This is a genomic window from Actinoplanes sp. NPDC021490 (assembly GCF_055562135.1).
Genome location: NZ_JBVHFW010000012.1, coordinates 117,389 through 142,547 on the forward strand (window position 1 = coordinate 117,389; position 25,159 = coordinate 142,547).

28 protein-coding genes are annotated in these 25,159 nt (G+C 69.9%); 22 read left to right on the plus strand and 6 right to left on the minus strand.

Annotated features, from left to right (window positions below; genetic code table 11):
* The first annotated feature begins 25 nt into the window (after positions 1–25).
* Both ACZ3I4_RS28870 and ACZ3I4_RS28875 read left to right on the plus strand, forming a co-directional pair.
* Positions 26–1,948, plus strand: coding sequence for a maleylacetate reductase and hydroxyquinol 1,2-dioxygenase domain-containing protein (locus ACZ3I4_RS28870; RefSeq protein WP_465385166.1), 1,923 nt, complete (start codon positions 26–28; stop codon positions 1,946–1,948).
* Positions 1,941–3,677 carry an FAD-dependent oxidoreductase gene (locus ACZ3I4_RS28875; RefSeq protein ID WP_465385167.1) on the plus strand — a complete coding sequence of 579 codons (1,737 nt, stop codon included), beginning with the start codon at positions 1,941–1,943 and terminating at the stop codon, positions 3,675–3,677. Before ACZ3I4_RS28870 ends, ACZ3I4_RS28875 begins: the two co-directional genes overlap by 8 nt.
* Here the strand turns inward: ACZ3I4_RS28875 and ACZ3I4_RS28880 are convergent.
* Positions 3,672–4,919 carry a nucleotide sugar dehydrogenase gene (locus ACZ3I4_RS28880; RefSeq protein ID WP_465385168.1) on the minus strand — a complete coding sequence of 416 codons (1,248 nt, stop codon included), beginning with the start codon at positions 4,917–4,919 and terminating at the stop codon, positions 3,672–3,674. The genes ACZ3I4_RS28875 and ACZ3I4_RS28880 overlap by 6 nt on opposite strands.
* On the minus strand, positions 4,916–6,628 hold the full coding sequence (locus tag ACZ3I4_RS28885; protein ID WP_465385169.1) for a stealth conserved region 3 domain-containing protein: 1,713 nt from the start codon (positions 6,626–6,628) through the stop codon (positions 4,916–4,918). The genes ACZ3I4_RS28880 and ACZ3I4_RS28885 overlap by 4 nt, the downstream gene beginning before the upstream one ends.
* Before the next feature lie 202 nt (positions 6,629–6,830).
* Here ACZ3I4_RS28885 and ACZ3I4_RS28890 point away from each other — a divergent pair, with 202 nt between their 5' ends.
* From ACZ3I4_RS28890 to ACZ3I4_RS28910, 5 genes are all read left to right on the plus strand, one after another.
* Positions 6,831–7,061, plus strand: a complete 231-nt coding sequence (locus tag ACZ3I4_RS28890) for a hypothetical protein (RefSeq protein WP_465385170.1) — start codon at positions 6,831–6,833, stop codon at positions 7,059–7,061.
* A gap of 65 nt (positions 7,062–7,126) precedes the next feature.
* The gene (gene ffh, locus ACZ3I4_RS28895; RefSeq protein WP_465385171.1) at positions 7,127–8,683 is read left to right on the plus strand and encodes a signal recognition particle protein; all 1,557 of its coding nucleotides are present in this window, start codon (positions 7,127–7,129) and stop codon (positions 8,681–8,683) included.
* Positions 8,684–8,727: 44 nt separating this feature from the next.
* Complete coding sequence (locus tag ACZ3I4_RS28900; RefSeq protein ID WP_465385172.1) at positions 8,728–9,309, plus strand: Uma2 family endonuclease; 582 nt, start codon at positions 8,728–8,730, stop codon at positions 9,307–9,309.
* Positions 9,310–9,379: 70 nt separating this feature from the next.
* Positions 9,380–10,015 carry a Uma2 family endonuclease gene (locus tag ACZ3I4_RS28905; protein WP_465385173.1) on the plus strand — a complete coding sequence of 212 codons (636 nt, stop codon included), beginning with the start codon at positions 9,380–9,382 and terminating at the stop codon, positions 10,013–10,015.
* 25 nt (positions 10,016–10,040) lie between these two features.
* Positions 10,041–11,120 carry an amidohydrolase family protein gene (locus ACZ3I4_RS28910; protein WP_465385174.1) on the plus strand — a complete coding sequence of 360 codons (1,080 nt, stop codon included), beginning with the start codon at positions 10,041–10,043 and terminating at the stop codon, positions 11,118–11,120.
* Here the strand turns inward: ACZ3I4_RS28910 and ACZ3I4_RS28915 are convergent.
* Positions 11,110–12,522 (minus strand): outer membrane protein assembly factor BamB family protein, encoded by a 1,413-nt coding sequence (locus tag ACZ3I4_RS28915; RefSeq protein WP_465385175.1) that lies wholly within the window; start codon positions 12,520–12,522, stop codon positions 11,110–11,112. The genes ACZ3I4_RS28910 and ACZ3I4_RS28915 overlap by 11 nt on opposite strands.
* Positions 12,512–13,051 (minus strand): SigE family RNA polymerase sigma factor, encoded by a 540-nt coding sequence (locus ACZ3I4_RS28920; RefSeq protein ID WP_465385176.1) that lies wholly within the window; start codon positions 13,049–13,051, stop codon positions 12,512–12,514. The genes ACZ3I4_RS28915 and ACZ3I4_RS28920 overlap by 11 nt, the downstream gene beginning before the upstream one ends.
* A 76-nt stretch (positions 13,052–13,127) precedes the next feature.
* Here ACZ3I4_RS28920 and proS point away from each other — a divergent pair, with 76 nt between their 5' ends.
* From proS to ACZ3I4_RS28985, 13 genes are all read left to right on the plus strand, one after another.
* Positions 13,128–14,534: a proline--tRNA ligase gene (gene proS, locus ACZ3I4_RS28925; protein ID WP_465385177.1), complete on the plus strand. Its 1,407-nt coding sequence runs from the start codon at positions 13,128–13,130 to the stop codon at positions 14,532–14,534.
* Complete coding sequence (locus tag ACZ3I4_RS28930; protein ID WP_465385178.1) at positions 14,534–15,205, plus strand: ribonuclease FAU-1 family protein; 672 nt, start codon at positions 14,534–14,536, stop codon at positions 15,203–15,205. Before proS ends, ACZ3I4_RS28930 begins: the two co-directional genes overlap by 1 nt.
* A 300-nt stretch (positions 15,206–15,505) precedes the next feature.
* Positions 15,506–16,021: a 30S ribosomal protein S16 gene (gene rpsP, locus ACZ3I4_RS28935; RefSeq protein WP_465385179.1), complete on the plus strand. Its 516-nt coding sequence runs from the start codon at positions 15,506–15,508 to the stop codon at positions 16,019–16,021.
* The gene (locus tag ACZ3I4_RS28940; RefSeq protein ID WP_014447131.1) at positions 15,999–16,256 is read left to right on the plus strand and encodes an RNA-binding protein; all 258 of its coding nucleotides are present in this window, start codon (positions 15,999–16,001) and stop codon (positions 16,254–16,256) included. Before rpsP ends, ACZ3I4_RS28940 begins: the two co-directional genes overlap by 23 nt.
* Before the next feature lie 44 nt (positions 16,257–16,300).
* Positions 16,301–16,864 carry a ribosome maturation factor RimM gene (gene rimM, locus ACZ3I4_RS28945; protein WP_465385180.1) on the plus strand — a complete coding sequence of 188 codons (564 nt, stop codon included), beginning with the start codon at positions 16,301–16,303 and terminating at the stop codon, positions 16,862–16,864.
* Positions 16,865–16,867: 3 nt separating this feature from the next.
* Positions 16,868–17,626, plus strand: a complete 759-nt coding sequence (gene trmD / locus ACZ3I4_RS28950; protein WP_465385181.1) for a tRNA (guanosine(37)-N1)-methyltransferase TrmD — start codon at positions 16,868–16,870, stop codon at positions 17,624–17,626.
* Between the two features lie 123 nt (positions 17,627–17,749).
* Positions 17,750–18,106 (plus strand): 50S ribosomal protein L19, encoded by a 357-nt coding sequence (gene rplS, locus ACZ3I4_RS28955; protein WP_465385182.1) that lies wholly within the window; start codon positions 17,750–17,752, stop codon positions 18,104–18,106.
* A gap of 166 nt (positions 18,107–18,272) precedes the next feature.
* Positions 18,273–19,160 carry a signal peptidase I gene (gene lepB / locus ACZ3I4_RS28960; protein WP_465385183.1) on the plus strand — a complete coding sequence of 296 codons (888 nt, stop codon included), beginning with the start codon at positions 18,273–18,275 and terminating at the stop codon, positions 19,158–19,160.
* The gene (gene lepB, locus ACZ3I4_RS28965; protein ID WP_465385184.1) at positions 19,157–19,798 is read left to right on the plus strand and encodes a signal peptidase I; all 642 of its coding nucleotides are present in this window, start codon (positions 19,157–19,159) and stop codon (positions 19,796–19,798) included. The genes lepB (ACZ3I4_RS28960) and lepB (ACZ3I4_RS28965) overlap by 4 nt, the downstream gene beginning before the upstream one ends.
* A 43-nt stretch (positions 19,799–19,841) precedes the next feature.
* Entirely contained in the window at positions 19,842–20,288 is a 447-nt protein-coding gene (locus tag ACZ3I4_RS28970; RefSeq protein WP_465385185.1) for an NUDIX hydrolase, read from the plus strand.
* Positions 20,288–21,139: a ribonuclease HII gene (locus tag ACZ3I4_RS28975; protein ID WP_465385186.1), complete on the plus strand. Its 852-nt coding sequence runs from the start codon at positions 20,288–20,290 to the stop codon at positions 21,137–21,139. Before ACZ3I4_RS28970 ends, ACZ3I4_RS28975 begins: the two co-directional genes overlap by 1 nt.
* The gene (locus tag ACZ3I4_RS28980) at positions 21,136–21,459 is read left to right on the plus strand and encodes a DUF2469 domain-containing protein (protein ID WP_127497241.1); all 324 of its coding nucleotides are present in this window, start codon (positions 21,136–21,138) and stop codon (positions 21,457–21,459) included. Before ACZ3I4_RS28975 ends, ACZ3I4_RS28980 begins: the two co-directional genes overlap by 4 nt.
* Positions 21,460–21,509: 50 nt before the next feature.
* Positions 21,510–21,959 (plus strand): murein hydrolase activator EnvC family protein, encoded by a 450-nt coding sequence (locus tag ACZ3I4_RS28985; protein ID WP_465385187.1) that lies wholly within the window; start codon positions 21,510–21,512, stop codon positions 21,957–21,959.
* On the opposite strand, the gene ACZ3I4_RS28990 is transcribed toward ACZ3I4_RS28985, so the two are convergent.
* Both ACZ3I4_RS28990 and ACZ3I4_RS28995 read right to left on the minus strand, forming a co-directional pair.
* The gene (locus ACZ3I4_RS28990) at positions 21,947–23,128 is read right to left on the minus strand and encodes an aminotransferase class V-fold PLP-dependent enzyme (protein ID WP_465385188.1); all 1,182 of its coding nucleotides are present in this window, start codon (positions 23,126–23,128) and stop codon (positions 21,947–21,949) included. The two genes, ACZ3I4_RS28985 and ACZ3I4_RS28990, sit on opposite strands and share 13 nt — an antisense overlap.
* 17 nt (positions 23,129–23,145) lie before the next feature.
* A complete protein-coding gene (locus tag ACZ3I4_RS28995; RefSeq protein ID WP_465385372.1) occupies positions 23,146–24,033 on the minus strand; it encodes a tyrosine recombinase XerC in 888 nt (295 codons plus the stop codon).
* Between the two features lie 119 nt (positions 24,034–24,152).
* On the opposite strand from ACZ3I4_RS28995, the gene ACZ3I4_RS29000 reads away from it, so the two are divergent.
* Positions 24,153–24,644, plus strand: coding sequence for a DUF6636 domain-containing protein (locus tag ACZ3I4_RS29000; protein ID WP_465385189.1), 492 nt, complete (start codon positions 24,153–24,155; stop codon positions 24,642–24,644).
* 30 nt (positions 24,645–24,674) lie between these two features.
* Entirely contained in the window at positions 24,675–25,139 is a 465-nt protein-coding gene (locus tag ACZ3I4_RS29005; protein ID WP_465385190.1) for a pyridoxamine 5'-phosphate oxidase family protein, read from the plus strand.
* Positions 25,140–25,159 lie beyond the last annotated feature (20 nt).

Below are 25,159 nucleotides of genomic sequence, written 5' to 3' on the forward strand. Positions count from 1 at the left end.
CCGCCCGGACGCCGACACTGAGCGGGTGGAGCCGTTCGAACACAACGCTCATGCCTCCCGGGTGATCTTCGGGCTGGGAACCCTGGGCCGGCTGCCCGACGAGGTGGCTCGCCTCGGGGCCTCCCGGGTGCTGATGCTGGGTGGCCGTTCCGCGCTCGTCTCCGGCGCGATGGTCGTCGCGCGGTTCGAGGACGTCGCGATGCACACGCCGGTCGAGGTCACCGGGCGGGCGCTCGACCTCGTACGCGAGCACGACGTGGACTGCCTGGTGTCGATCGGCGGTGGATCGAGCACGGGGCTGGGCAAGGCGCTGGCCGCGCGCACCGGGTTGCCGCAGATCGCGGTCCCGACGACGTACGCGGGCTCGGAAATGACGCCGGTCGTGGGCGAGACCTCGGACGGGAAGAAGACCACCCGCAGCGACCCGGCCCTGGTGCCGCGGACCGTCATCTACGACGTCGCGCTGACCCTCGGGCTGCCCGTCGAGCTCTCGGTGACCAGCGGGCTCAACGCGATGGCCCACGCGGTCGAGGCGCTGTACTCGCCGCAGGCCGACCCGGCCGTCGACAACTTCGCGCTGGACGCCCTGGCCCGTTTCGCCCGGGCGCTGCCGGTGATCGTCTCGCGGCCCGGCGATCTGGAGGCGCGTTCGGATGCTCTGGTGGGGGCCTGGCTCGCCGGGATCTGCCTGGGAACCGTGGGGATGGGCCTGCACCACAAGCTTTGTCACGTGCTGGGCGGGTCGTTCGGGATGCCGCACTCGCCTACGCACGCCGTGGTGCTGCCGCATGTGATGGCCTACAACGCGGAGGCCGCTCCCGATGCGATGCGGCGGATCGCCTCGGTGTTCGGCGCCTCCGACGCTCCGGCGGCCGTCTTCGACTTCGCCGCTCGGCTGGGCGCGCCGGCCTCGCTGGCCTCGCTCGGGATGTCCGCCGAAGATCTGCCCGCAGCGGCCGAACTGGCCACCGCGCAGCCGTATCCCCATCCCCGCTCGCTGTCCGCGCCGGGCGTCCTGTCGGTTCTGGAACAGGCGTGGCGAGGCGATCGGCCCGCCACGGGTGACCGGCCCGACATCGGCGACCGGCCCGACCTCGGCGGGCTCACCGAGGAGGTGGTGGCCAGCTTTGCCGGGGCGGCCGAACCGCGTACGGCGGAACTGCTCGGGGATCTGGTGCGGCGGCTGCACGGGTTCGTGGCCGACAACGACCTCACCGAGGACGAGTGGAAGACGGCGATCGGTTTCCTGACCCGTACGGGCCAGATGTGCTCGCCCACGAGGCAGGAGTTCGTGCTGCTCAGCGACACCCTGGGAATCTCCAGCGCGGTCGATCGGCTGACCAATTCGCGGTCGCCCGAGACGACGCCGTCGGCCGTGCTCGGCCCCTTCTACGTCGAAGGGCCGCCCTCGGTGCCGTCCGGCACCAACCTGGCCGAGGGGCTGCCCGGGGTGCCGTTGCGGGCCGACATCCGGATCGTCGGCCTCGACGGGCAACCGGTGCCGGACGCTGTCGTGGACGTGTGGCAGTCCAATGCGGACGGTTTCTACGACGTGCAGCTGCCCGAGCTCGAAGGGCCGGTGCTGCGGGCGCGGCTGCGCAGCGATGCCGACGGGCGCTTGTGGTTCCGGTCGATCCTGCCGTCGGAGTACCCGATCCCGGACGACGGGCCGGTGGGGCAGATGCTGCGGGCCACCGGGCGGCATCCGTACCGGGCCCCGCATCTGCACTTCATGATCAGCGCGCCCGGGTATCGGCGGCTGACCACCCAGCTCTTCGTCGCGGGCGGGCCGTACCTGGACTCCGACGCGGTCTTCGGCGTCAAGAACGACCTGATCGTCGAGTTCCCGCCCGCCCCCGACGGCACGCGCACGGTCGAGTTCACCTTCCGCATCGCCCCGTCTCTTCCTTCCCCATCTCTTCGTTCCCCCGGAGCCGAGCATGAGTGACGTCGAGACCGAGGTGCTGATCGTGGGCAGCGGGCCCGCCGGCGGGGCCGCCGCGCTCCTGCTGAGCACCTACGGCGTGCCGAACATGGTGGTCACCAAGTACGGCCGCCTGTCGGACACTCCCCGCGCCCACATCACCAACCAGCGGACGATGGAGGTGCTGCGCGACGCCGGCCTCGAGGAGCAGGTGATCGCCCAGGCCACCCCGCAGCATCTGATGGGCGACACGGTCTTCTGCTCCAGCCTCGCGGGCGAGGAACTGGGCCGGCTGCACACCTGGTACACGCATCCGGCGCGCAAGGCCGACCACGACCTGGCCTCGCCCTCGAGCATCTGCGACATGCCGCAGCACCTGATGGAACCGGTGCTGATCGCGAACGCGGTCGCCCGGGGGACGTCGTTGCGCTACCAGACCGAGTACCTGTCGCTCTCGCAGGACTCCGAGGGCGTGACGGCGACCGTACGGGACCGGTTGCGGGGCGACGAATACCGGATCCGCGCGAAGTACCTGATCGGCGCGGACGGCGGACGCAGCCGGGTCGCCGAGGACATCGGGCTGCCCATGGTCGGCCAGATGGGCGTGGCCGGGAGCATCAACATCGTGTTCGAGGCCGACCTCACGGCGCTGACCGCCCACCGGCCCAGCACGCTCTACTGGGTGCTGCAGACCGGCTCCGACGTCGGCGGCATCGGCATGGGGCTGGTCCGCTGCGTCCGGCCGTGGCACGAGTGGCTGATCGTCTGGGGCTACGACATCAACGGCGAACCACCGGACCTCACCGAGGAGTACGCCCGGCGGATCGCGCACCACCTCATCGGCGACGACTCGGTGCCGGTCACCATCAAGTCGTCCTCGGCGTGGACGGTCAATCACATGTACGCCGAGACGTACCAGAACGGCCGGGTGTTCTGCATGGGCGACGCCGTGCACCGGCACCCGCCGTCCAACGGGCTCGGCTCCAACACGTCGATCCAGGACGCCTACAACCTGGCCTGGAAGCTTCGCGCGGTGCTGAACGGGTCGGCCGCGCCGGCGCTGCTGGACACGTATTCGGCCGAGCGCGCGCCGATCGGCCGGCAGATCGTCGACCGGGCCAACCGCAGCATCGGCGAGACCGCCCGCATCTTCGACGCGCTGGGCATGCTCACCACCGAGGACCCGGTGCAGCTGCAACGCAACATCGACGCCCGCAAGCTGGCCACGCCCGCGGCCGAGAAGCAGCGGCGGGAACTGCGCGAAGCCATCGAGTTCAAGAACTACGAGTTCAACACGCACGGCGTCGAGCTCAACCAGAGATACGCCTCCGACGCGATCGTCCCCGACGGCACGGTCATGCCGGTGAACCCGCGCGACGACGAGCTCTACCACTTCCCGACGACGTGGCCCGGCGCGAAGGTGCCGCACGCGTGGATCGGCCGGGACGCCACCCGCCTGTCCACACTGGATGTCGGCGGTGGCGGCCGATTCGTTCTGCTGACCGGTCCGGGCGGACAGCCCTGGGTCGAGGCGGCCGCCACGCTGGACCTGACGGCCGTCGTCATCGGTCCCGGAGCCGACTACGAGGACATCTACGGCGACTGGGCCCGGCTGCGCGAGGTGGGCGACTCCGGTTGCGTGCTGCTCCGCCCGGACAACTACGTCGGCTTCCGCAGCGCCGAGCTGCCCGCCGACCCCTTGGACACGTTGCGTTCCGCCCTGAGCCGGATACTGGGGCAGGGCGGGCTATAACCGGTGGGCCTCCGGGACCGTGGTGGCGCCCCGGGTGTCGAAGAAGCGCTTGGCCAGGGAGGCCAGCCCGTCGGCGTCGTAGGCGCGGTGGTTCTGCACCAGGATCACCAGGTCGGCCGAGGTCACCGTGCCCAGCAGATCGTCGGCCCGGGGCACGATCCAGTCGCTCACGTACGGGTCGTGGAAGAGCACCCGGGCGCCCAGGGCGGCGAGCTGGCGGGCCAGCGGGGTGGCCGGTGACTCGCGCTGGTCGGCGATGTTCGGCTTGTAGGTGACGCCCAGCAGCAGGATCGTCGCGCCGTGCACCGCGTGGCCGTCGGAGTTCAGCAGGTTCTGCGCGCGACGGGCCACATAGGACGGCATGGTCGCGTTGATCTCCTGGGCCAGCTCGACGAAACGGAACGGGTAGCCGAGCTTGCTGCGGACGTTGTGCGACAGGTAGTTCGGGTCGATCGGGATGCAGTGACCGCCCACCCCGGGCCCCGGATAGAACGCCTGGAAGCCGAACGGCTTGGTCGACGCGGCCCGGATCACGTCCCACAGGTCGATGTTCAGCTCGTGACAGAACCGGGCCATCTCGTTGACCAGCGCGATGTTCACGTGGCGGTACGTGTTCTCCAGCAGCTTCGCGGTCTCCGCCTCCCTGGTTCCCCTCGTACGCACCACCGACTCGACGAAACGCCCATAGAAACCGGCCGCCCGCAGGGTGCAGGCCGGCGTGAATCCGCCGACCACCTTGGGGGTGTTGCGTGCCCCGAAATGCGGGTTGCCGGGGTCGATGCGCTCCGGCGAGAACGCCAGATGGAAGTCCACGCCCGCGGTCAGGCCGGACAACTTCTCCAGCAGCGGCCGGACGACCTCGTCGGTCGTACCCGGATAGGTGGTGGATTCGAGCACCACCAGCATGCCGGGCCGAAGGTTGCGCCCGATCGCCGAAGTCGCGCTCGTGACCGCGGTCAGGTCGGGCCCGTCCCCCTCGGCGAGCGGTGTGGGCACGCAGATGACGGCCGTGCCCGCGGTGGCGACGAGCGACTCGTCGGTGGTGACCCGGAAACCGCCGGCCAGCATCTCGGCGATGTCGGCGTCGGAGAGGTCGTCGACGTGCGACCGGCCCTCGGCCAGCGAGGCGACCACCCCGGCGTGCACGTCGAAGCCGAGCACGGACAGCCCGGCCCGGACGGCCTGCTGGGCCAGCGGCAGACCGACGTACCCCAGTCCCAGCACGACGACGTCCGCGCTCATCGGACCACCTCCGGGACGACGGCCGCCCGTTTGATCTGGCGCGCCACCACCGGCGTACGGGAAACCGGGGTCTCGGTCTCCCACCGGGACGGGAAGGGCAGATAGGCGGGCAGGAACTCGGCCAGCAACGCCGCCTGCTCGGGCACCACACCGGCGTCGGACTCGGTGTCGTTGAGGCAGAAGGCGTCGAGGTGGCGCCGGTGCAGCAGCCGGGCCAGCTGGAACGGCGTCGCCGGATCGGCCAGGTCGGTGTAGAGATAGCTGATCTGCCCGGGGGCCGCGCGACCGGTCAGATAGGCGTAGTACTGCTGCAGCGACGACAGCATGGCGATGTCGTCGGGGTGCCGGAACTGGTGCGCCGCGGTCGCCTCGACCTCCTGAGCGAACCGCAGCTCGATCTCGGCCAGCACACTGCGCCGCGACGGGTGCGGGGTGTGCTTCATCTTGCGGGTCAGCACCCGCCCGAACGCGCTCTGGATGAGCTGGCGGTTGTTCTTGCCGGCCGAGTCGGCGGGCGCGTCGGCGGACGAGCGCGGCGCCGAGTCGACCAGCGCCCCGGACGGGAAGAACCGGGTCAGCCCGCCCGGGGTGAAGAACAGTTCGGGGGCCACCGGCCGGCCCAGGAACACGTCGTCGTTGAGGTAGAGGAAGTGCTCGGCCAGCCCCGGGATGTGGTGCAGGCGCGTCTCGATGGCCTGCGAGTTGAAGGTGGGCAGCCGCCCGGCGCCGCCGAAGATCTCGCGGTGGCTGACCACGGTCAGGTCGCCCCGGGTGGTGTCGAGCCACGGCGGGACCTGCCCGTCGGTGACCAGAAAGACATGCCGGATCCAGGGCGCGTACGCGTGCAGCGAGCGCAACGAATAGCGCAGCTCGTCGCGCGAGACGAACCGCGAGTCGTTGGCCGTCTGCGGGCTCGTGCCGGCCACCCATCCGTTGCGGCGCAGCGCCTCGGCCTTGCGCGCATGCCAGGCCGGGTCGCCGCCGTCGACCCAGGTGTAGACGGCGTCGATCGGGAACGCGACCCGGTCCGGGCTGACCATCGTGAACACCTCCCGCGTGCGGTAGCGGCGGGTCGTGCCGGGCGCGCCGAACGGGCCGAACACCGGCTCGGCCACCACGATCTCGGGCTCGTCGGCGGCGACCACGTCGGCCACCGGGTTGCTGCGCGGTCCGAGCAGGGTGCCGCCCTCGCGACGCCAGAATTCAATGTCGCAGCCGTACGCGGTCCCGAGCGTGACGCGGCCCTGCGGGTCGGTGACCGGCCAGCACACGCGCACGACCCGTCCCGGGACCACCCGGTCGAGCCGGCCCTCGCCGCGGGCGGTCACGGTGGTCAGCGCGGTCAGGGCCCGGGCCCGGTCGGCCTCGTCGACGGCCACGCCCGTACGGGTCGGGGAGTGCACCGGAATCCGGAACCACTCGATGCCCGCGCTGGTCAGGGTGTCGAGCACGCGGTCGAGGTTCTCCCGGCGTACGGACGCGGGGTCGGCCTGAAGGGCACGCCGGGCCGTGAGCCGCCCGGCCGCCGTGCGGACCCGCAGAGCCGGCGCGTCCCCGATCGGCTTGAGCCGGGGACGGGGGCCGAGCGGCACGATCCGCCGGGCCACCCGCAGGCGGCTCGCCGGCGGCACGAGGGGGAGGAGCCGGTGCTGCAGCTGGGCGAGCAGGCGCCGCCGCACGGGCCAGGGAGCCAGCCTGAGGATGCGCACGCCGTCGTCCTTCCGCCGGGGTCCGTTCGGTCACGTCCCACAACGGGTGCGTCGGGAAGAAGTTGCGGCGCGCCGCCCCCATCACCCTCTGAATTGGTGGTATAGCGGCATTTCGGACATCGGGTTCAGGGTTACCACCGATGCGCCCGGTTGCCCCGGTGCGTCATGGTGGAGTCCGCAGCTTCGACTCGGGGAGGCCGAGATGGGTAAAGCCGTGGCGTTTCTGGTGGCATTGATCGCCGGAGTGATCGTGGTCGGCTGGGTGGTCAGCTCGTTGATCGGGCCGGCGCTGTTCTACCTGATCGTGGGCGCTCTCGCGGTCGGCGGAGGCTACTACCTCTACACCAAGGCCAAGAAGTCGATCGCCCCCGGCACGCGCACGCAGCGCCGGATCGAGGCGGCCGCGAAGACGTACCGCATGCGGAACCGGTAAGGCTCCCCGCGGGCGGCTAGGCTTGCGGGCATCGCCGCTATTAACGACCACTGGGATGTCTCACCGTGTTTGACACATTGAGTGACCGCCTTTCCGGCATCTTCACCAAGCTCCGGGGCAAGGGCAAGCTCACCGACGCCGACATCGACGCCACCGCTCGCGAGATCCGTCTCGCTCTGCTGGAGGCCGACGTCGCGCTGCCCGTGGTCAAGGCCTTCATCTTCAACCTCAAGGAACGCGCCCGGGGGGCCGAGGTCTCCCAGGCGCTCAACCCGGCGCAGCAGATCATCAAGATCGTCCACGAGGAGCTCATCAACATCCTCGGCGGCGAGGGGCGGCGGCTCCAGTTCGCCAAGCAGCCGCCCACGGTGATCATGCTGGCCGGTCTGCAGGGCGCCGGTAAGACCACCCTGGCCGGCAAGCTGTCCCGCTGGCTCAAGGGCCAGGGTCACCAGCCGATGCTGGTCGCGGCCGACCTGCAGCGCCCCAACGCGGTCAACCAGCTTCAGGTCGTCGGTAGCCGGGCGGGCGTCGACGTCTACGCGCCCGAGCCCGGCAGCGGCGTCGGCGACCCGGTCAAGGTCGCGCGCGACTCGATCGAGGTCGCCAAGCGCACCGCCAAGGACATCGTCATCGTCGACACCGCCGGACGCCTCGGCATCGACGAAGAGATGATGCAGCAGGCCCGCGACATCCGCGACGCGGTCGGCCCCGACGAGGTCCTGTTCGTCATCGACGCCATGGTCGGCCAGGACGCGGTTCAGACCGCCGAGGCCTTCCGCGACGGCGTCGGCGTGACCGGCGTGGTGCTCTCGAAGCTCGACGGTGACGCCCGCGGTGGCGCCGCCCTCTCGGTCCGGCACGTCACGGGCCAGCCGATCCTCTTCGCGTCGACCGGTGAGAAACTCGAGGACTTCGACCTCTTCCACCCCGACCGCATGGCCAGCCGGATCCTCGGCATGGGTGACGTGCTGACCCTCATCGAGCAGGCCGAGCAGGCCTTCGACGAGGATCAGAAGGAGAAGATGACCGGCAAGCTGCTTGCCGGCGAGACCTTCACCCTCGAAGACTTCCTCGACCAGCTCATCGCCGTGCGGCGGATGGGCCCGATCGCCAACATCCTCGGCATGATGCCGGGCATGGGCCAGATGAAGGACCAGCTGGCCGAGCTCGACGACAGTCACTTCGACCGGGTCACGGCGATCATCCGCTCGATGACCCCGCAGGAGCGCACCAACCCCAAGATCCTCAACGGCTCCCGCCGGGCCCGCATCGCCAACGGCTCGGGCGTCACCGTGATGGACGTCAACCAGCTGCTCAACCGCTTCGCCGACGCGCAAAAGATGATGAAGCAGATGAGCGGCATGATGGGCCTGCCCGGCGGCGGCCGTCGCAAGGCCACGAAGAGCCCGAAGAACAAGCGGAAGGGCACCAAGGGCGGAAACAACCGTCCCCGTACGGGCGGCGGCGGCCTGCCCGCGGGCTTCCCGGGCGGCATGCCCCAGCTCCCGCCGGGCCTCGACCCGAACGCCCTGGGCGGCGCGGGCGGCGGCTTCAACCTGCCCAACCTCGACTTCAACAAGCTGATGAAGCAGCAGAAGGACGACAAGGACAAGAACTGACCTGAAGTATCGCACCATAGTCGCGTGACTATTACCATGCGACTATGGTTGCTGACTTCGTGTTGCCCGACGTCGATTTCACGGTCGACGAGCTGTCGATCCTGCCGGATGAATGCCGTTACGAACTGATCGAGGGCCGGCTCGATCTGTGGGACCGCGCCCCACTATCGGATCTGGCCGGCCTCGCCCTGATGGCCACCTTGAAGGCGTCCTGTCGTCCAGGCTTCGATGTGGTGGCTCGGCCGGCGCTTTGGCCGGAGAGCGAAACCATGCCGGCGCCGGATTTGGTGGTGGCGGGGCCAGGCGGTGACAGCGATATCAGGCTGGTGGTCGACGTCGTGCGGCCGCACTGGCTCTTCGCCGAGATGCTGGAAAGGTTCCGCGCCTACTCCGAGCGCGACGTAGCCGCCTACTGGATCTTCGAGCCCGCCGAATCGATTGGTGCGGCTCTGACCGTCTTCCGCCGGGGTTCGAGCGGCGATCTCGACGACGTGACGAGCACCCGGGGCCCCTTCGCGGTGGAGGATCCGTTTCCGGTGACCCTGGATCTTCCGCTGCTCTCTGACCGGTGGCCGCAGACGTTCGAGTATCGCGGACGAAACGTTGTGGCGCCTGCTGCTGGGTAGGCTCCGAAGCGACCGGGCATGCCGATGGCCGGCGCCGAGATGGCATAGAGCAACTAGTCGGGTGTCTAGTATGGTCGAGCGCGATCCCATCGAGGAGGAATCGATGACTGCTGTTCTGCCGCTGGTCGACCCTCACCTGCTCGAACGACGTGACTTGACCGTCGACGACATTGCGAGCCTTCCCGAGAATCTTCGATACGAATTGATCGAAGGAAGACTCGTCTTGACGCCCCATGCCAAGCCTATCCACCAGTTGATCAGCAAGAATGTTGGATACGCCATCGATCGGCACTGTCCCGAAGAGTTCATTCTCAACATCGAGCAGGCAGTTCTCATTGCCCGGCACACGGAGCTTCGCCCGGACGTGGTGCTGCTGTCGGAGAACGCGCCGGACACCTCACCTGTGCCGCCGGACGACGTTCTTCTCGTAGCCGAGGTGATCTCCAAGTCCTCACAGCACACCGATCGTGAGGACAAACTCAAGCAGTACGCCGGCGCGGGCATCCCGCATTATTGGATCATCGATCCGCTTTCGGAACGGGTCGCCTTCACGCAGTTCGTGCTGGAGGACGACGGGCAGTATTCCCAGCTGCTGCATACGGAAGAACTAGTCACGGTCCACCGGCCATGGGACATCACGCTGGACCTGCCGGCATGGACGCGGAAGCGAGATCGCATCAGGGCTCACGCCCGCCCGCGCGGCTAAGGCCTCGATCGGGTAGGACTGTCCTATGGCGCTACATGTGCGGGGGGCTGTCCTACCCGAGGGGGAAGTCAGGGATCTCTGGCTGGTGGGGGACACGGTCACCTACGAGCCTGTGCGGGGTGCTGAGACGATCAGTGACGGTGGGTTCGTGGTGCCGGGACTGGTCGACGCCCACTGTCACCTGGGGATCGCGTTCGGGGCCAAGCCGATCACCAGCCTCGATCAGGCGCGCGAGCTGGCGGCCATCGATCGGGACGCGGGGGTGCTGGCCCTGCGGGACGCGGGATCGCCCTATCCCTATCCGGAGCTCGAGGACGAGGACGGCATTCCGCGGCTCGCCCGGGCCGGGCGGCACGTGGCGGCGCCGCGGCGCTATCTGCGGGACGTCGGGGTCGAGGTCGAGGGCGAGGCCGACGTGCGGGCCGCGGTCACCGAGCAGGCCAAGGCCGGCAACGGGTGGGTGAAGCTGGTCGGCGACTGGATCTCGCGGGACGCCGGTGACCTCGCGCCCTCGTGGGACGCGACGACCATGGCGGCGGCCGTCGAGGCTGCGCACGCGGCCGGAGCGCGGGCCGCCGTGCACACTTTCTCCGAGGAGGGCGTCGAGATCATGGTGCGGGCCGGGATCGACTCGGTCGAGCACGGCACGGGGCTGTCGCTCGACCTGATCGACGAGATGGCCCGGCGGGGCACGGCCCTGGTGCCCACGATGATCAATATTCGGACCTTCGGGGGGATCGCCGACCGGGCCCGGGGCAAGTTCGACACGTACGCCGACCACATGGTCTCGCTGCAGCAGCGGTTCCCGTCGGTCGTCCGGGCCGCGTACGAGGCCGGGGTTCCGATCTATGTCGGCACCGACGCCGGCGGCGGCATCCGGCACGGGCTGGTCGCCGAGGAGATGCTGATCCTGCAGGAGGCCGGACTGCCCGCCGAGGAGATTCTGGCCAGCGCGTCCTGGCGGGCCCGCGAGTGGCTGGGCTTCCCGGGGCTGGTCGAGGGCGGGCTGGCCGACCTGGTCGTCTACGAGACCGACCCGCGCGCGGACCTGCGAGTGGTCCGCGCGCCGAGCCGGATCGTGCTCAAGGGCAAGGTCATCGTTTGAGCTGGTAGATCCGCAGGTCCTTCGCGGTCGGGCAGACCAGCCGGTCGGGGGTGTGCACGCACGGGCCGGTCCGCGCGGGCAGGGTGCCGAGCCCGGTGACCGTGCCGTAGGTGGCGGTCACGACCGACACCTCACCCCCGGTCAGCGGCGGCATGACCAGCACATAGCCGCCGTCCAGCCACTCGGGCTCCCCGTCGGAGGTGCGGAACATCTCGCGCCCGTTGCCGTCCAGCAGCACGCCCGGGCCGCCTTCGCCGCCGACCAGCGTGTCGAGGCCGGACGCGGCGATCGAACCGGTGCCCGGCGCGGGCACCGACCAGGCCACTCCGCCCCGCAGCGTGTTGACGGACAGCACCCGGGTCGCGCTGTCGCCCTCACGATCGAGCACCCAGACCGCGTCCGGGTCCGAGACGGCCATGCCGCCGAACGAGTGGCCGAGCTCGCCGCGGAAGACCTTCTTCGAGGCGCCGGTGCCCAGGTCGGTGATGACCACCCGGTACGACTCGGTGTCGCAGCAGCCCGGTCCGCCGTCATAGAGCTTTCCCTCGTACGCGATCAGCTCGGTGCCGCCGGCCGGAGGCGAGACCGGCGTCATGATCTTCCGCACCGCGCCGCTGACGATGTCGAGCACCTGCACCTGGCCGGACCGGCGCACGATGACGAGCCGGTTGTCGGTGAACCCGTCCCTGAGCCGTTCCTGTCCGTAGATGCGCATGCCGAGCACCTGGTCGACCCGGTCGGCGGTCGGGCTGATCGACCACAGGCTCCGGCCGGTCCTCAGGTCGTAGGCGTCGACCCGGCCCGTGTCGGAGTTCCGCTGGACCAGCACCTGCTGGTGCACCACCCACTCGCCCAGGTGACTGCTCGTGAAGTCCCACCGCGAGCTGCCGTCGGCCGGGTCGAGCACCCAGGTCTGCCCGCCGCCGGAGCTGACCAGCACCGCGTCGTCCGTGGCGGTCACCGAAGGGGTCATGTCGGCCCCGGTCGCGAACCCCTCGATCCGCCAGACGACCTCGCTCGTGCGCGCGTCGGCCGCGACCACCGCGATCTTGTCGCCTACCTTCCAGGAGTCGTAGACCCGGCCCTTCACGATCACCGGCGCGGTCTCCCCGGCCGTCCGGCCGTACGGAATCGGCCGGCCCACCTGCGGCAACGGGGCGCCGGTGGCGGGGGTGGTGGAGACCGACGGGGCCGGCGCGACCGTCTTGTTGTCGGATCGCCGGTCGGGACCGGCCGCCACACCGATACCGGTGAGCACCAGGCACACCGCCGCGCCCGCCGCCAGCAGTCCGTTGCGGGAGCGCTGCCGGCCACGCCGGCGGGCCTGGGCGGCCGTGTTGAGCGGGATCGCGTCGGCCTCGCGGGCCACCGAGGCGAAGATGTCGTCGAGTTCAGCTGGCATCGTCGGCTCCGTTCGTGGCTTCGTGCGAGCGACCGTTCGTGGCCAGCGCGGGCGCCTGGCCGCCGAGCGCGGCGGCCAGGCCGGTCCGGCCGCGGGACAGCCACGACTTGACCGTGCCGACCGACGCGCCGGTCTCGTGGGCGATCTCGGCGATCGACCGGTCGAGCAGGTAGTGCAGGGCGAGCGCGCGCCGGTGCACCATCGGCAGCGTCCGCATCGCGCCGATCAGCAGCACGGTGTTCTCCGAGGGCGGCGGGGTGTGCGGCTGGGGCGGTTCGGCGGCGGCTCTTGCTCGTCGTACGCCGAGGCGCCGCCACCGATCGGTCGAGAGCCGGTTGACCACGAGCCGTAGCCAGGCCTCCCGGTCCTCGTAGTCGGCCAGCCGGCGCCAGCGCTGCCAGGCCCGCGCGTACGCCTCCTGCACCAGGTCCTGCGCATCGCCCGGGTCGCCGGTCAGCCCGTACGCGTACCGGGCCAGGCGCCGGGACGTGTCCCGGTAGAAGTCGTCGAACTCGTCGGTCGGTCGCATTCCCCACCCCCTTCCACCCAGGACACGACATGCCCACCCGCAGGGTTGCGCACCGACGCGACTAGGATGTCGCGTCATGGCCCGTGTGCTCACTCCCCGTGCAGAAGACTTCCCCCGCTGGTATCAGGATCTGATCTCGAAGGCCCAGCTGGCGGACAACGGTCCGGTGCGCGGCACGATGGTGATCAGGCCGGTCGGCTGGGCCATCTGGGAACGCATGCAGGCCGACATGGACCTGCGCATCAAGGAAGAGGGCGTGCAGAACGCCTACTTCCCGCTGTTCATCCCCGAGAGCTACCTGCGCCGCGAGGCCGACCACGTCGAGGGCTTCTCGCCCGAGCTGGCCGTGGTCACCCACGCCGGCGGCAAGCAGCTGGCCGAGCCGCTGGTCGTGCGGCCCACCAGCGAGACCGTGATCGGCGAGTTCATGGCCAAGTGGGTCGACTCCTACCGTGACCTGCCGCTGCTGCTCAACCAGTGGGCCAACGTGGTGCGGTGGGAGCTGCGTCCGCGCACGTTCCTGCGCACCACCGAGTTCCTCTGGCAGGAGGGCCACGACGCGCACGCCAGCGAGGAACTCGCCCGTGAGCACGCTCGCAACATCCACCGGAACGTCTACCAGGCGTTCATGGAGGAGCTGCTGGCCATCCCGGTCGTGCCCGGCCGCAAGACCAGGGCCGAGCGCTTCGCCGGCGCCACCAACACCATGACCGTCGAGGCCATGATGGGCGACACCAAGGCGCTGCAGATGGGCACGTCGCACGAGCTCGGGCAAAACTTCGCCAAGGCCTTCGACATCACGTACTCGTCGAAGGAGGGCACGGTCGAGCACGCCTGGACGACGTCGTGGGGCACCTCCACCCGCATGGTGGGCGGGCTGATCATGGTGCACGGCGACGACAACGGCCTGCGCCTTCCGCCCCGGCTCGCGCCGATCCAGGTGCAGATCATGGTGGTCAAGGCGGGCGAGGGCGTGGTCGAGGCGGCGGGCAAGCTCCGCGACGAGCTCAAGACCGCGGGCGTACGGGTGAAGCTCGACGACCGGGCCGACATCCCGTTCGGCCGCCGGGCCGTCGACGCCGAACTTCAGGGCATCCCCATCCGCATCGAGGTCGGGCCGCGTGACCTGGCCAACGGCAGCGTCACGATCGCGCGCCGCATCGACGGCTCGAAGACCCCGACGCCGCTGGCCGACGTGGCCGGCGCGGTGACCAGCGCCCTCAAGGCCGACCAGCAGCGCCTGTACGACGAGGCCGCGGCGTTCCGCGAGGCGAACACGGTCGAGGTCAAGACGCTGGGCGAGGCGATCGAGGCCGCGCAGACCGGCTGGGCCCGGGTGCCGTGGTCGGCGGTCGGCGAGGCGGGCGAGAAGGAGGCCAACGGCAAGGCCGTCACGGTTCGCTGCCTGGTCCGTCCCGACGGCGGCATGCCCGACTCCGACGAGGAACCCGGCCTGGTCGCCTACCTGGCCCGCTCGTACTGATGCGCTTCGAGCCCGGCCGGCTCATCCTGCACCGCGACACCCACCACGGCCGGCTCGGTTTCGTGAACCCCGTGCGGGTGATCTCCGACGACGATCGCGGGCTGCTGGTCTGGCTGGCCCGCGACTCGGCGGCTGCGCTGGAGACGACGATCGACGGGCGGGGGCCGCGGGACATGCCGTCGTTCGCCGAGTGGGAGGCGGCCGCCAAGCGGGCGACGTTCACCACCTGGCGCGGGCCGGGTGTGCTGCGCTTCTTCCCGGCCGGCGCGAACCACTCGGTCTGGTTCTTCCGCACCGAGAACGACGCCTTCAAGAGCTACTACGTCAACTTGGAAGAGTCCGCGGTCCGCTGGGACGACGGCACGGTCGCCGGCATCGACGTGATCGACCAGGATCTCGACATCGTCGCCACCCCCGATCCGGCCACGGGCGATCTCGTCTGGCAGTGGAAGGACGAAGACGAATTCGAAGAGCGCCTGGCTCACCCCGACCTCTACTGGGTCCCCGACGAGCAGGCAGTCTGGTCCGAGGGCTTCCGAGTCATCAAGCAGCTCGAGGCCCGCGACTTCCCCTTCGACGGCACCTGGACAAACTTCAACCCCGACCCGTCCTGGCCGACCCCCACAGACCTGCCCGACGGCTGGGACCGCCCAGTAGTAGCCCGCCGTTGACCTCGACCTTGGTCTTCTGAGCGCAACCACTCACGCACGTGGAGCGAAGCGACCCTCGGCGGGAGCGACGGTCCGCACCCCCCACCCCGCTACGACATCTGCCCTTTGCCCTTGCTTATGGCTTTTCCGAGCCCGATTGGGACTCCCTCCCTCCCATCTGGCAGAATGGTCCTCTGGTATTCGGCTCGCGTGAGGCGCCCTCTAACTCCTCTGCGCTGCCAGTCCTCGAGACGACGGCTTCCCTGTCCCCACGGGGGTGCCCATTCTCAACCACGCAGTCATTCAGGAGCGAAGAGAACCGTGGCCGTTAAGATCCGGCTCCTGCGGATGGGCAAGATCCGCAACCCGCAGTACCGCATCGTCGTCGCCGACTCGCGCACCAAGCGCGACGGCCGCGCCATCGAGTACGTCGGCATCTACCAGCCGAAGGAACACCCCTCGGTCATCCAGGTGAAGTCCGAGCGTGTGCAGTACTGGCTCTCCGTCGGCGCGCAGCCGAGCGAGGCCGTGCAGCGCATCCTCGAGAAGACCGGCGACTGGCAGCAGTTCAAGGGCCTGCCGGCCCCGCCGCCGCTGCTCGTCAAGGAGCCGAAGCAGAGCCGCACCGAGGTGTATGAGGCCGAGGCCAAGTCGGCCGCCGGCGTCGCCGACACCCCGGCCAAGAGCACCAAGCCGGCCAAGAAGGCCGCCGCTGCGCCGGAGGCCGCCGCGGCCAAGCCGGAGCAGACCAAGGCTGTCGACCCGGCCGAGCCGAACCGTGAGGCTGTCGCCGAGACCGCAGAGGACCCGGCCGGTGCCGGCGCCGACGCGAGCTGACGGGGCGCTCCGGCCGGCGCTGGAGCACCTCGTCAAGGGCATCGTCGACAACCCGGACGACGTCCGGGTCCGGCTGGTCGACTCGCGTCGCGGCAAGCGGCTCGAGGTTCGCGTGCACCCGGAGGACCTCGGTACGGTCATCGGGCGCGGCGGTCGCACGGCCAAGGCCCTGAGGCAGGTCATCGGGTCGATCGGTGGGCGCGGCATCCGCGTCGACATCGTCGACGCGTACTGACCGGAGCTTCCGAACGGCTTCGCCGTAATGCAAAGGAAGTTCGAGTGCTCCTTGTAGTCGGTCAGATCGGTAAGCCGCACGGCATCCGGGGCGAGGTCTCGGTGGTCGTGCGGACCGACGAACCGGAAGAACGTTTCGTCCCCGGGTCGGTGTTCGTGACGGAGGTCCCTCGGGTCCGCCGTGTGAGCACCGGCCCGGCGGCCGCTCCGGGGGTTCGTTTCGACGTGCCCAAGCAGCTCACGCTGGAGGAGATCCGCTGGCATCAGGGCCGCGGGATCGCCCAGTTCGAGGGCATCCACGACCGCAACCTCGCCGAGGAGCTGCGCGGCGTGTTCCTGCAGGTCGACAGCGAGGATCTGACGCCGCCGGACGATCCGGACGAGTTCCTCGACCATCAGCTGGCCGGGTTGCGGGTGGAGTCGGCCGACGGCACCCTGCACGGCACCGTGCTGCGTATCGACCATGCTCCCGCCTCCGACCTGATCGTCCTGCAGAAGGCGGCCGGTGGCACGGCGCTGATCCCCTTCGTGACCGCGATGGTGCCGACCGTGGATGTGGCCGGGGGCAAGATCGTGGTCGATCTGCCCGAGGGCCTCCTGGATCTGTAAGACATGCGCGTCGACATCATCTCAATCTTCCCGGACTACTTCGCACCCCTTGAGCTGTCGCTGATCGGCAAGGCGCGGACGACCGGGCTGCTCGACCTGACCGTGCACGATCTGCGCACCTGGACGTCGGACGTGCATCGGACCGTCGACGACACCCCGTACGGGGGTGGGCCGGGCATGGTCATGCGGCCGGAACCGTGGGGTCAGGCGCTCGACGCGGTCGGGGACGGGACGCTCATCGTGCCGTCGCCGGTGGGGAAGCCGTTCACGCAGGCCGACGCGTACTCGTTGGCCTCTCTCGATCATCTGATCTTTGCCTGCGGCCGGTACGAGGGCATCGACCAGCGGGTGATCGACGACGCGGCGTCCCGGATGCCCGTGCTCGAGGTCTCGCTGGGCGACTACGTGCTGTTCGGCGGCGAGGTCGCGGTGATCGTGATCATGGAAGCGATCACCCGTCTGCTGCCCGGGGTGCTCGGCAACGCCGACTCGCTGACCGAGGAGTCGCACGCCGCCGGGCTGCTCGAGGCGCCGGTCTACACGAAGCCTGCCTCCTGGCGCTCGCGGGAGGTTCCGGACATTCTGCGGTCCGGGGATCACGGCCGGATCGCCCGGTGGCGCCGCGATCAGAGCCTTCTCCGTACGGCGTCCCGGCGGCCGGACATGCTCGCGGCGTACCCGTTCGAGCAGCTCGACAAGGCGGACAGGAAGACGCTCGACGAGGGCGGATTTCAGATCACGCCTCCCGGTGTGGCAAAGTAGGGAGGTTGCCGATTTCTCCCGCGCCGCGGGGTGAGGTCGAGGGCCCTTCGAAGTGGTGAGGGGCCAGAAGTACCCAGCCGCGCACCGAACTCCCGGTGCGCTCCAAAGAACGAGGATGCAGCGATGAACACGCTGGACGCTCTCGACGCCCAGTCGCAGCGCACCGACATTCCGGACTTCCGGGCCGGCGACACCCTCAAGGTGCACGCCCGGGTCGTCGAAGGTAACCGTTCCCGCGTCCAGGTTTTCCAGGGCGTCGTCATCGCCCGTCAGGGCGCCGGCCTCCGGGAGACCTTCAAGGTTCGGAAGATCAGCTTCGGCGTCGGTGTCGAGCGGACTTACCCGATCAACAGCCCGGCGATCGACCGGATCGAGGTCGTGAGCCGCGGTGACGTCCGTCGCGCCAAGCTCTACTACCTGCGCGAGCTCCGTGGCAAGAAGGCCAAGATCAAGGAGCTTCGGGAGAAGCAGACCGTCTGATACTCATCAATTCGTGCACGCGCGCACTACTCTTGCCGTGTGCCGGATGGGATCAGTGTGAACCCTTCCAGCACTACCGCCCGTAAGTCCTCGCGAGAGGCAATATTCGGGCGGTAGTGCTGTATCCGGGGTTGGTTCGGCCGGTCGGCGGCGGGAGATGCGAAGCATGGAACCGATGGAGGGCTACGGCCCGGCTTCTCGGCGGCGACGGGGATTGGTCCGCCGCAAGGAGATGCCACTCTGGCAGGAACTGCCGCTGCTGCTGGTGGTCGCCTTCTGCCTCGCCGTTCTGATCCGTACGTTCCTGGTCCAGGCGTTCTACATCCCCAGCGGGTCGATGGAGAACACGCTTCTGGTCAAGGACCGCGTGCTGGTCAACAAGGTCATTTACGACATGCGCGATCCGGTGCGCGGCGAGATCGTGGTCTTCCGCGGCGACGAGAACTGGACGCCCGAGGTCGCCGAGCCGGTCAGCAATTCGTTCGCGGCCAAGCTCGGCCGCACGATCGGTGACCTGGTCGGGGTCAGCCGCCCGGGGGAACGCGACTTCATCAAACGGGTGATCGGCCTGCCGGGTGACAAGGTCGCCTGCTGCGATGCCAAGGGGCGGATCACGGTCAACGGCGTCGGCATGGACGAGCCGTACATCGCCGACGGTTTCAACTCCGACCTCAACCAGCCGCCCAACCCCAACCAGTGCACCAGCCGGCGATTCAACGAGGTGATCGTCCCGGAAGGTGAGATGTTCATCATGGGGGACCACCGGGAGGTCTCGCAGGACGCGCGCTGCCAGGGTCCGGTTCCGATCAGCAACATCATCGGCCGCGCGTTCGTCATCGTCTGGCCGAGTAACCGGTTCACCAGCCTGTCCGTGCCCGACGTGTGGAAGGCGTACGCCGCCGATCATCCGACCGCGGCCGCCCCGGTGCTCGAACCGGTGCGGAAGGGAAATCCCGTGACCGAGGTTTTCGCCCTGCCGTTTCTGTTAAGTACCGCGTTATCCGCGCGTTCCGGACTGCCGTTCGTGACACGGCGACGTAGGCTCCCCTCGTGATTGACGAGCAGACCGAAAAGCGCAAGAGCTCCTTCTGGCGCGAGCTTCCGATCTTGCTGGGTGTGGCGGTCCTGGTCGCCGTGCTGGTGCGCGCATTCGTGCTGCAGACCTTCTACATCCCGTCGCCGTCCATGGAGCACACGCTCAACGTGCTCGACCGGGTGCTCGTCAACAAGCTGGTCTACGACTTCCGCGACCCGCGCCGCGGCGAGATCATCGTCTTCGAGGCGCCGAGCCAGTGGCAGTCGGGCGCCGAGGGCGAAGACTTCATCAAGCGCATCATCGGGGTGCCGGGCGACCACATCTCGTTCACGGAAGCCGACAACAAGCTGAAGATCAACGGCGTGCTGCTCGACGAGCCGTACGTCTTCAAGGACGACGCCGGCCAGCAGGACCCGCCGGCCGACGGGGATTTCGACATCACCGTGCCGCCCAACCGGCTCTGGGTGATGGGCGACCACCGCTCGGCCTCGGGTGACTCGCTCGAGCACTACCAGGACAGCAACGAGAACGTCATGGAGGCGACGATCCCCGAGGAGTCGATCGTCGGCCGGGCGTTCACGGTGTTCTGGCCGGTCGGACGGGCCACGTGGCTGTCGGTGCCGGACGGCTTCAGCTCGATCCCCGACCCCCAGTAACACCCGCTCGTAAGATCCACCTTCGGCGCAATAGGCTGGGCGCGTGACCGTTGTCGAACGCCGCGCCGCCCGCGTGCTGCTCGTCGACTCGGCCGGGCGGGCCCTGCTGCTCTACGGCGGCGATCCGGCCCGGCCCGACACGAGTTGGTGGTTCACCCCCGGCGGTGGGCTGGAAAGCGATGAGACGCCCGCTCAGGGCGCCGCCCGCGAACTGTTCGAAGAGATCGGCCTGCGGGTCGACCCGGCCGAGCTGGGCGAGCCGTTCTTCAGCCACGTCGCCGAGTTCAGCTACGACACCCGCGACTACCGCCAGGAACAGGATTTCTTCGTGCTGCGCGTCCCCGGCTGGCAGGTCGACTTCGCCGGCATGGACGCGGAGGAGAAGGCGACGATCACCGCGCACCGCTGGTGGTCGGCCGACGAGATCGAGTCCAGCTCCGAGTCGATCTTCCCGGTCGAGCTCGCCGAGATGTTGCGGCGGCTCTCCTGATGCTGGCACCTCCCCGCACCGTCGTCCGCCGTGAGGCCGGGCTCTGGGCGCTCGAACGGGCCCTGCAGCGCCGCGGCTTCCGGCACGTGGCCGGGGCCGACGAGGCCGGCCGGGGCGCCTGCGCCGGGCCGCTCGTGGCCGCGGCCGCCGTCCTGCCCGAGGGCAAGCGCGGCGAGATCGACGAACTGGCCGATTCCAAGTTGCTCACCCCGGCCGCCCGCGAGCGCGTCTACGAGCAGGTCGTGCAGCGCGCGCTGGCCTGGTCGGTGGTGATCGTGCCGGCCACCGAGGTCGACGCGCGCGGCCTGCACGTCTGCAACCTGGCCGCCATGCGCCGGGCGCTCGCCTCGCTGACCACCTCGCCGGAATACGTGCTGACCGACGGGTTCCCGGTCGACGGCCTGGGCGTGCCCGGCCTCGCGGTCTGGAAGGGCGATCGGGTCGCCGCCTGCGTGGCCGCGGCCAGCGTCCTGGCCAAGGTCACCCGGGACCGCATCATGGTGGAGATGCACGACCAGTTCCCGGCGTACGGGTTCGCCGTGCACAAGGGTTACATCACCGACGAGCACAGCGCCGCCCTCAAGCAGCACGGGCCGTGCGCCGAGCACCGGTTCTCGTACGTCAATGTGGCCGCAGCCTCGGGTCGTGGCAACCGTCCGCCACGCGCCCGGCGACCGGTGCAGCGCGCCTTGCCAGAGGCCGCCCAGGCAGTACTGTTTGAGGCATCCGGCGCTGAGCCGCCCGTGCCGGCCGAGGCCGCTGAGAGTACCGTCGGCGTGGCGTCGGGCGACCAGCGTCAGACGTCGCCGTCGGTGGGGGAAGATGAGGCCATGGAGGGCGAGAAGCGATGAGCGCAGAGGATCTCGAGAAGTACGAGACCGAGATGGAGCTGCAGCTCTACCGGGAGTACCGCGACATCGTCCGCCAATTCTCGTACGTGGTGGAGACTGAGCGCCGGTTCTACCTGGCCAACCAGGTCGATCTGCACGTGCGCAACTCCGACGGCGAGGTGTATTTCGAGGTCGAGATGCACGACGCCTGGGTGTGGGACATGTACCGCCCGGCCCGGTTCGTCAAGAACGTGCGGGTGATGACGTTCAAGGACGTGAACGTCGAGGAGCTCGAGAAGCCGGACATCTCCCTGCCCGATGAGCCCGGCTTCGGCAGCTGAGTTATCCACAGGGCCGTTTTCCACGGTCCTGATGCGGCAGATTTCCCGGCATGGTTCTGCTGTCACTGCTCGCCCTGCTGACCTTCGGGTGGCCCGTCGCGCCGCCCGTCGTCGCGCGTCCCTTCGACCCGCCCGCCCAGCCCTGGCTCGCCGGGCATCGCGGGATCGACCTCGCCGCTCCGCCGTCGACGGTGGTGCGGTCGCCCGGCCCGGGCACGGTGCTCTTCGCGGGCCGTGTCGCCGGGCGACCGGTGGTGAGCGTCGCGCACGCCGGCGGCCTGCGCACCACCTACGAGCCGGTCATCGCCACGGTCGCGGCCGGTGACGTCGTCACCCGCGGCGACCCGCTCGGCCGGCTCGATCCCGGCCATCCGGGCTGCGACGCGACGGCCTGCCTGCATTGGGGGCTGCGCCGCGGTTCGCTCTATCTCGACCCGCTCGCGCTGCTCGGCCTCGGCCGGGTGCGGTTGCTGCCGGTCGACTCCGCTCAGCGGCGATAGTCGTGCAGCAGCTGGGGGAGTTGTTCGGCGAACCGGTCGTATTCGTCGGCCCGGTTGTAGACCTGGGCGCTCAGACGCAGCAGGCCACGGCCGCCCCACGCGTTCACCGCGGTCTCCACGGCCAGCTTGTCGGCGATGTGCTGCCGCAGCGCCCGCGCCTCGGGCGGGGTGGTGGCCAGCCCGGCCGGCAGCGGCACGATCCGCATCGAGACCTCGCTGTCACCCGGCTCGGGCAGCTCCTGCGCCTCCAGCGCCGCCCCGACCACCCGCTGGCCATAGGCGGCGAGGGCCGCGTTGTGCGCCCGCACGGCGTCCCAGCCCAGGGTGCGCAGCGTGAACAGGCCGGTCGGGGCGGCCAGCCAGGGCGTGTGGTCGAGCGTGCCCTGCATCTCCACCGACAGCGGATATCCCTGCTCCTGCTCCCACGAGACGACCGGCGGCTCGATCTTGCGGCGCCACTCGGGAGCCACCGAGAGCAGGGCCGTGCCGCGCGGGGCGAAGGCCCACTTGTGCAGGTTGCCCACCCAGAAATCGGCCCGGATCGAGGCCACGTCGATCGGCAGCATGCCGGGCACGTGCGCGGCATCGACCAGCACCGGGATGTCGTGCTGGTGGGCGGCGGCGGTGATCTCGCGCACCGGAAAGATCTTGGCCGTGGCCGACGACAACTGATCGAGGATCAGCAGCTTGGTGCGGCCGGGGCGCAGGGCGGCCCGGATCCGGCTGACCACCTCGGCGTCCGTGGCGGCCAGCGGCAGCGCGACGGTGCGCACGGTCGCGCCGGCCCGGCGGCAGCGGCGGCGGGCGGCGATGGCCACCGCGCCATAGCTGTGATCGGTGAGCAGCACCTCGTCGGCCGACTCGAGCCGCACCGAGTTCAGTGCGATCGAGACGCCGGTGGTCGCGTTGGCCACCAGGGCGCTGCCCTCGGGGTCGGCGCCCAGAAAGGCGGAAACGTGGCGCCGGGTGTGGATGACCCGGTCGCCCAGGCCCTGGGTGAAGAAGCGCAGCGGGTTCGACTCGATCTCGTCGCGCAGACGTTGCTGAGCGCGCTGCACCCCGATCGGCACGGCGCCGAACGAGCCATGGTTGAGATAGGACACACCCGGGTCGAGCGAAAACAGAAGGCGGGCACCTGGGATGGGGGCGGGCGGTTCTCCGGCGCTCACCCTCCGATCGTACGGGGTCACGCGCGCGGGTGCGCCTGTTTGAAGGCCGCCCGCAGGCGCTCGGTCGACACGTGGGTGTAGATCTGCGTGCTCGACAGCGAGGCGTGCCCCAGCAGATCCTGCACCGCGCGCAGGTCGGCGCCGCCGTCGAGCAGGTGGGTCGCGGCCGAGTGGCGCAGGTCGTGCGGGCTGGTGTGGGGGAGCCCGGCCGCGCGGGCGGCGGCGTCCACGATGCGGCGCACGACCGTCTGCTGCAGGCGGCCGCCCTTCACACCCAGAAAGAGGGCGTCGCCGCTGCTCTTGACGGCCAGCTTCGGGCGGGCGTGCCTGCGGTATTCGTCGAGCGCCTTCTGGGCGGGAATGCCGTACGGGACGGCCCTCTCCTTGGCGCCCTTGCCGAAGACCCGCACGACCCGCCTCGCCTCGTCCAGGTCGGCCTGGTTGAGACCGCAGAGTTCGCTCACCCGTACGCCGGTGGCATAGAGCAACTCCAGGACGGCTCGGTCGCGCAGCTTATCGGGCTCCTGGTCCTGCGTCGCCGGTTCGACCAGCGCGGCGGCCTGGTCGGCGCGCAGCACGGTGGGCAGAGTGCGGTGCGCCTTGGGGCTGGACAGGTGGGCTCCGGGGTCGGTCGTGGTGCGACCCGTGCGGAACGCCCACGCGGTGAAGGCGCGGGCGGCGGCGGCCCGCCGTGCCTGCGACGTCCGGGCGGCGCCCTGACGCATGCGGGCGGCGAGCCAGCCGCGCAGCAGCCCGATGTCGAGCTCGGCCGGCGTGGTGGCGCCGGAGTCGGCCGCGTGGTCGAGCAGCGAGACGACGTCGCCCAGATACGCCCGTACGGTCTCGGCCGACCGGTCCTCGACCCGCACGAGGTGGTGACCGAACTCGTCGACCGCCGCCCGCATCTCCGGGGGCAGTCGCTCATGCAGTTCGCGCGTTCCCACATGTCGACGGTCTTCGCTTCGCGCGTGATCGTCAAGGGGCCACGCACGGTCTTGGCCCGTGTTCCTAGACTGCCTTCACCATGGCAGCGATCCGCGGCATCCTCGTGCTGGCCCTGTTGGGCGTGCTCTCCGGCTGTTCCCCGTCCGGCGGCGAGGCAACGCCGACCCCCACTCCCTCGGCCAGGGCCGGCTTCGGCGGCCCCGACCCGACGCCCGTCGAGGCCGTGGTGGTCGACGAGCAGATGTTCAACACGCCGTCACAGAACATCGCGTGCGCCCTGACCAAGTCCGAGGTGCGGTGCGACATCGTCCGCAAGGGGTGGTCGGCGCCCTCGCGGCCGGCCGACTGCCGGCTCGACTGGGGGAGCGGGCTCGTCGTCACGGGCGGGAAGGCCACGTTCGCCTGCGCGGGGGACACCCTCGTGGGGACGTCCGACAGCACGCTCGAGTACGGCGAGGCCATCCGGGCCGGCACGGTTCGCTGCGACAGCCTCAGCTCCGGCCTGACGTGCAAGGACGTCGACACCGGACACGGGTTCACGATGGCGTCGGCGGACTACGACCTCTTCTAGTTGTCGTACCCCCGCCCTAAGGTCACGGTCATGGCTAGCTGGCATGAGATCGAGAAGGATGCACCGCCCGCCTTCACCGAGCGGGTACGGGCGCTGTTCGACGCGGGCACCAACAAGACGATCGCCACCCTCCGGCGTGACGGTTCCCCTCGCATCAGCGCGAACGAGGCCAAGTTCGACGACGGCGAGCTGACCTTCGGCATGATGGCCGACTCCATGAAGCTGCGGGACATCCGCCGCGACCCCCGGCTGGCCATGCACGCCCCGACCCTCGAACCTCCCGCCGCCAATCCCGAGGCCGGCCCCGGCGACGCCAAGCTGGCCGGCGTGGCCGTCGAGATGGAGCCACCGCCCGACTGGCCACACGGCGATTCCGGCCTGTTCCGCATCGACATCCACGAGGTGGTGCTGACCTACGTGGGCGTCCCCGCCGACCACCTGGTCATCGAGTCTTGGCACACGGGCCGCGGTTACACCCGCCAAACCCGAGCCTGATCCCGCTCGAGCCGACGTCG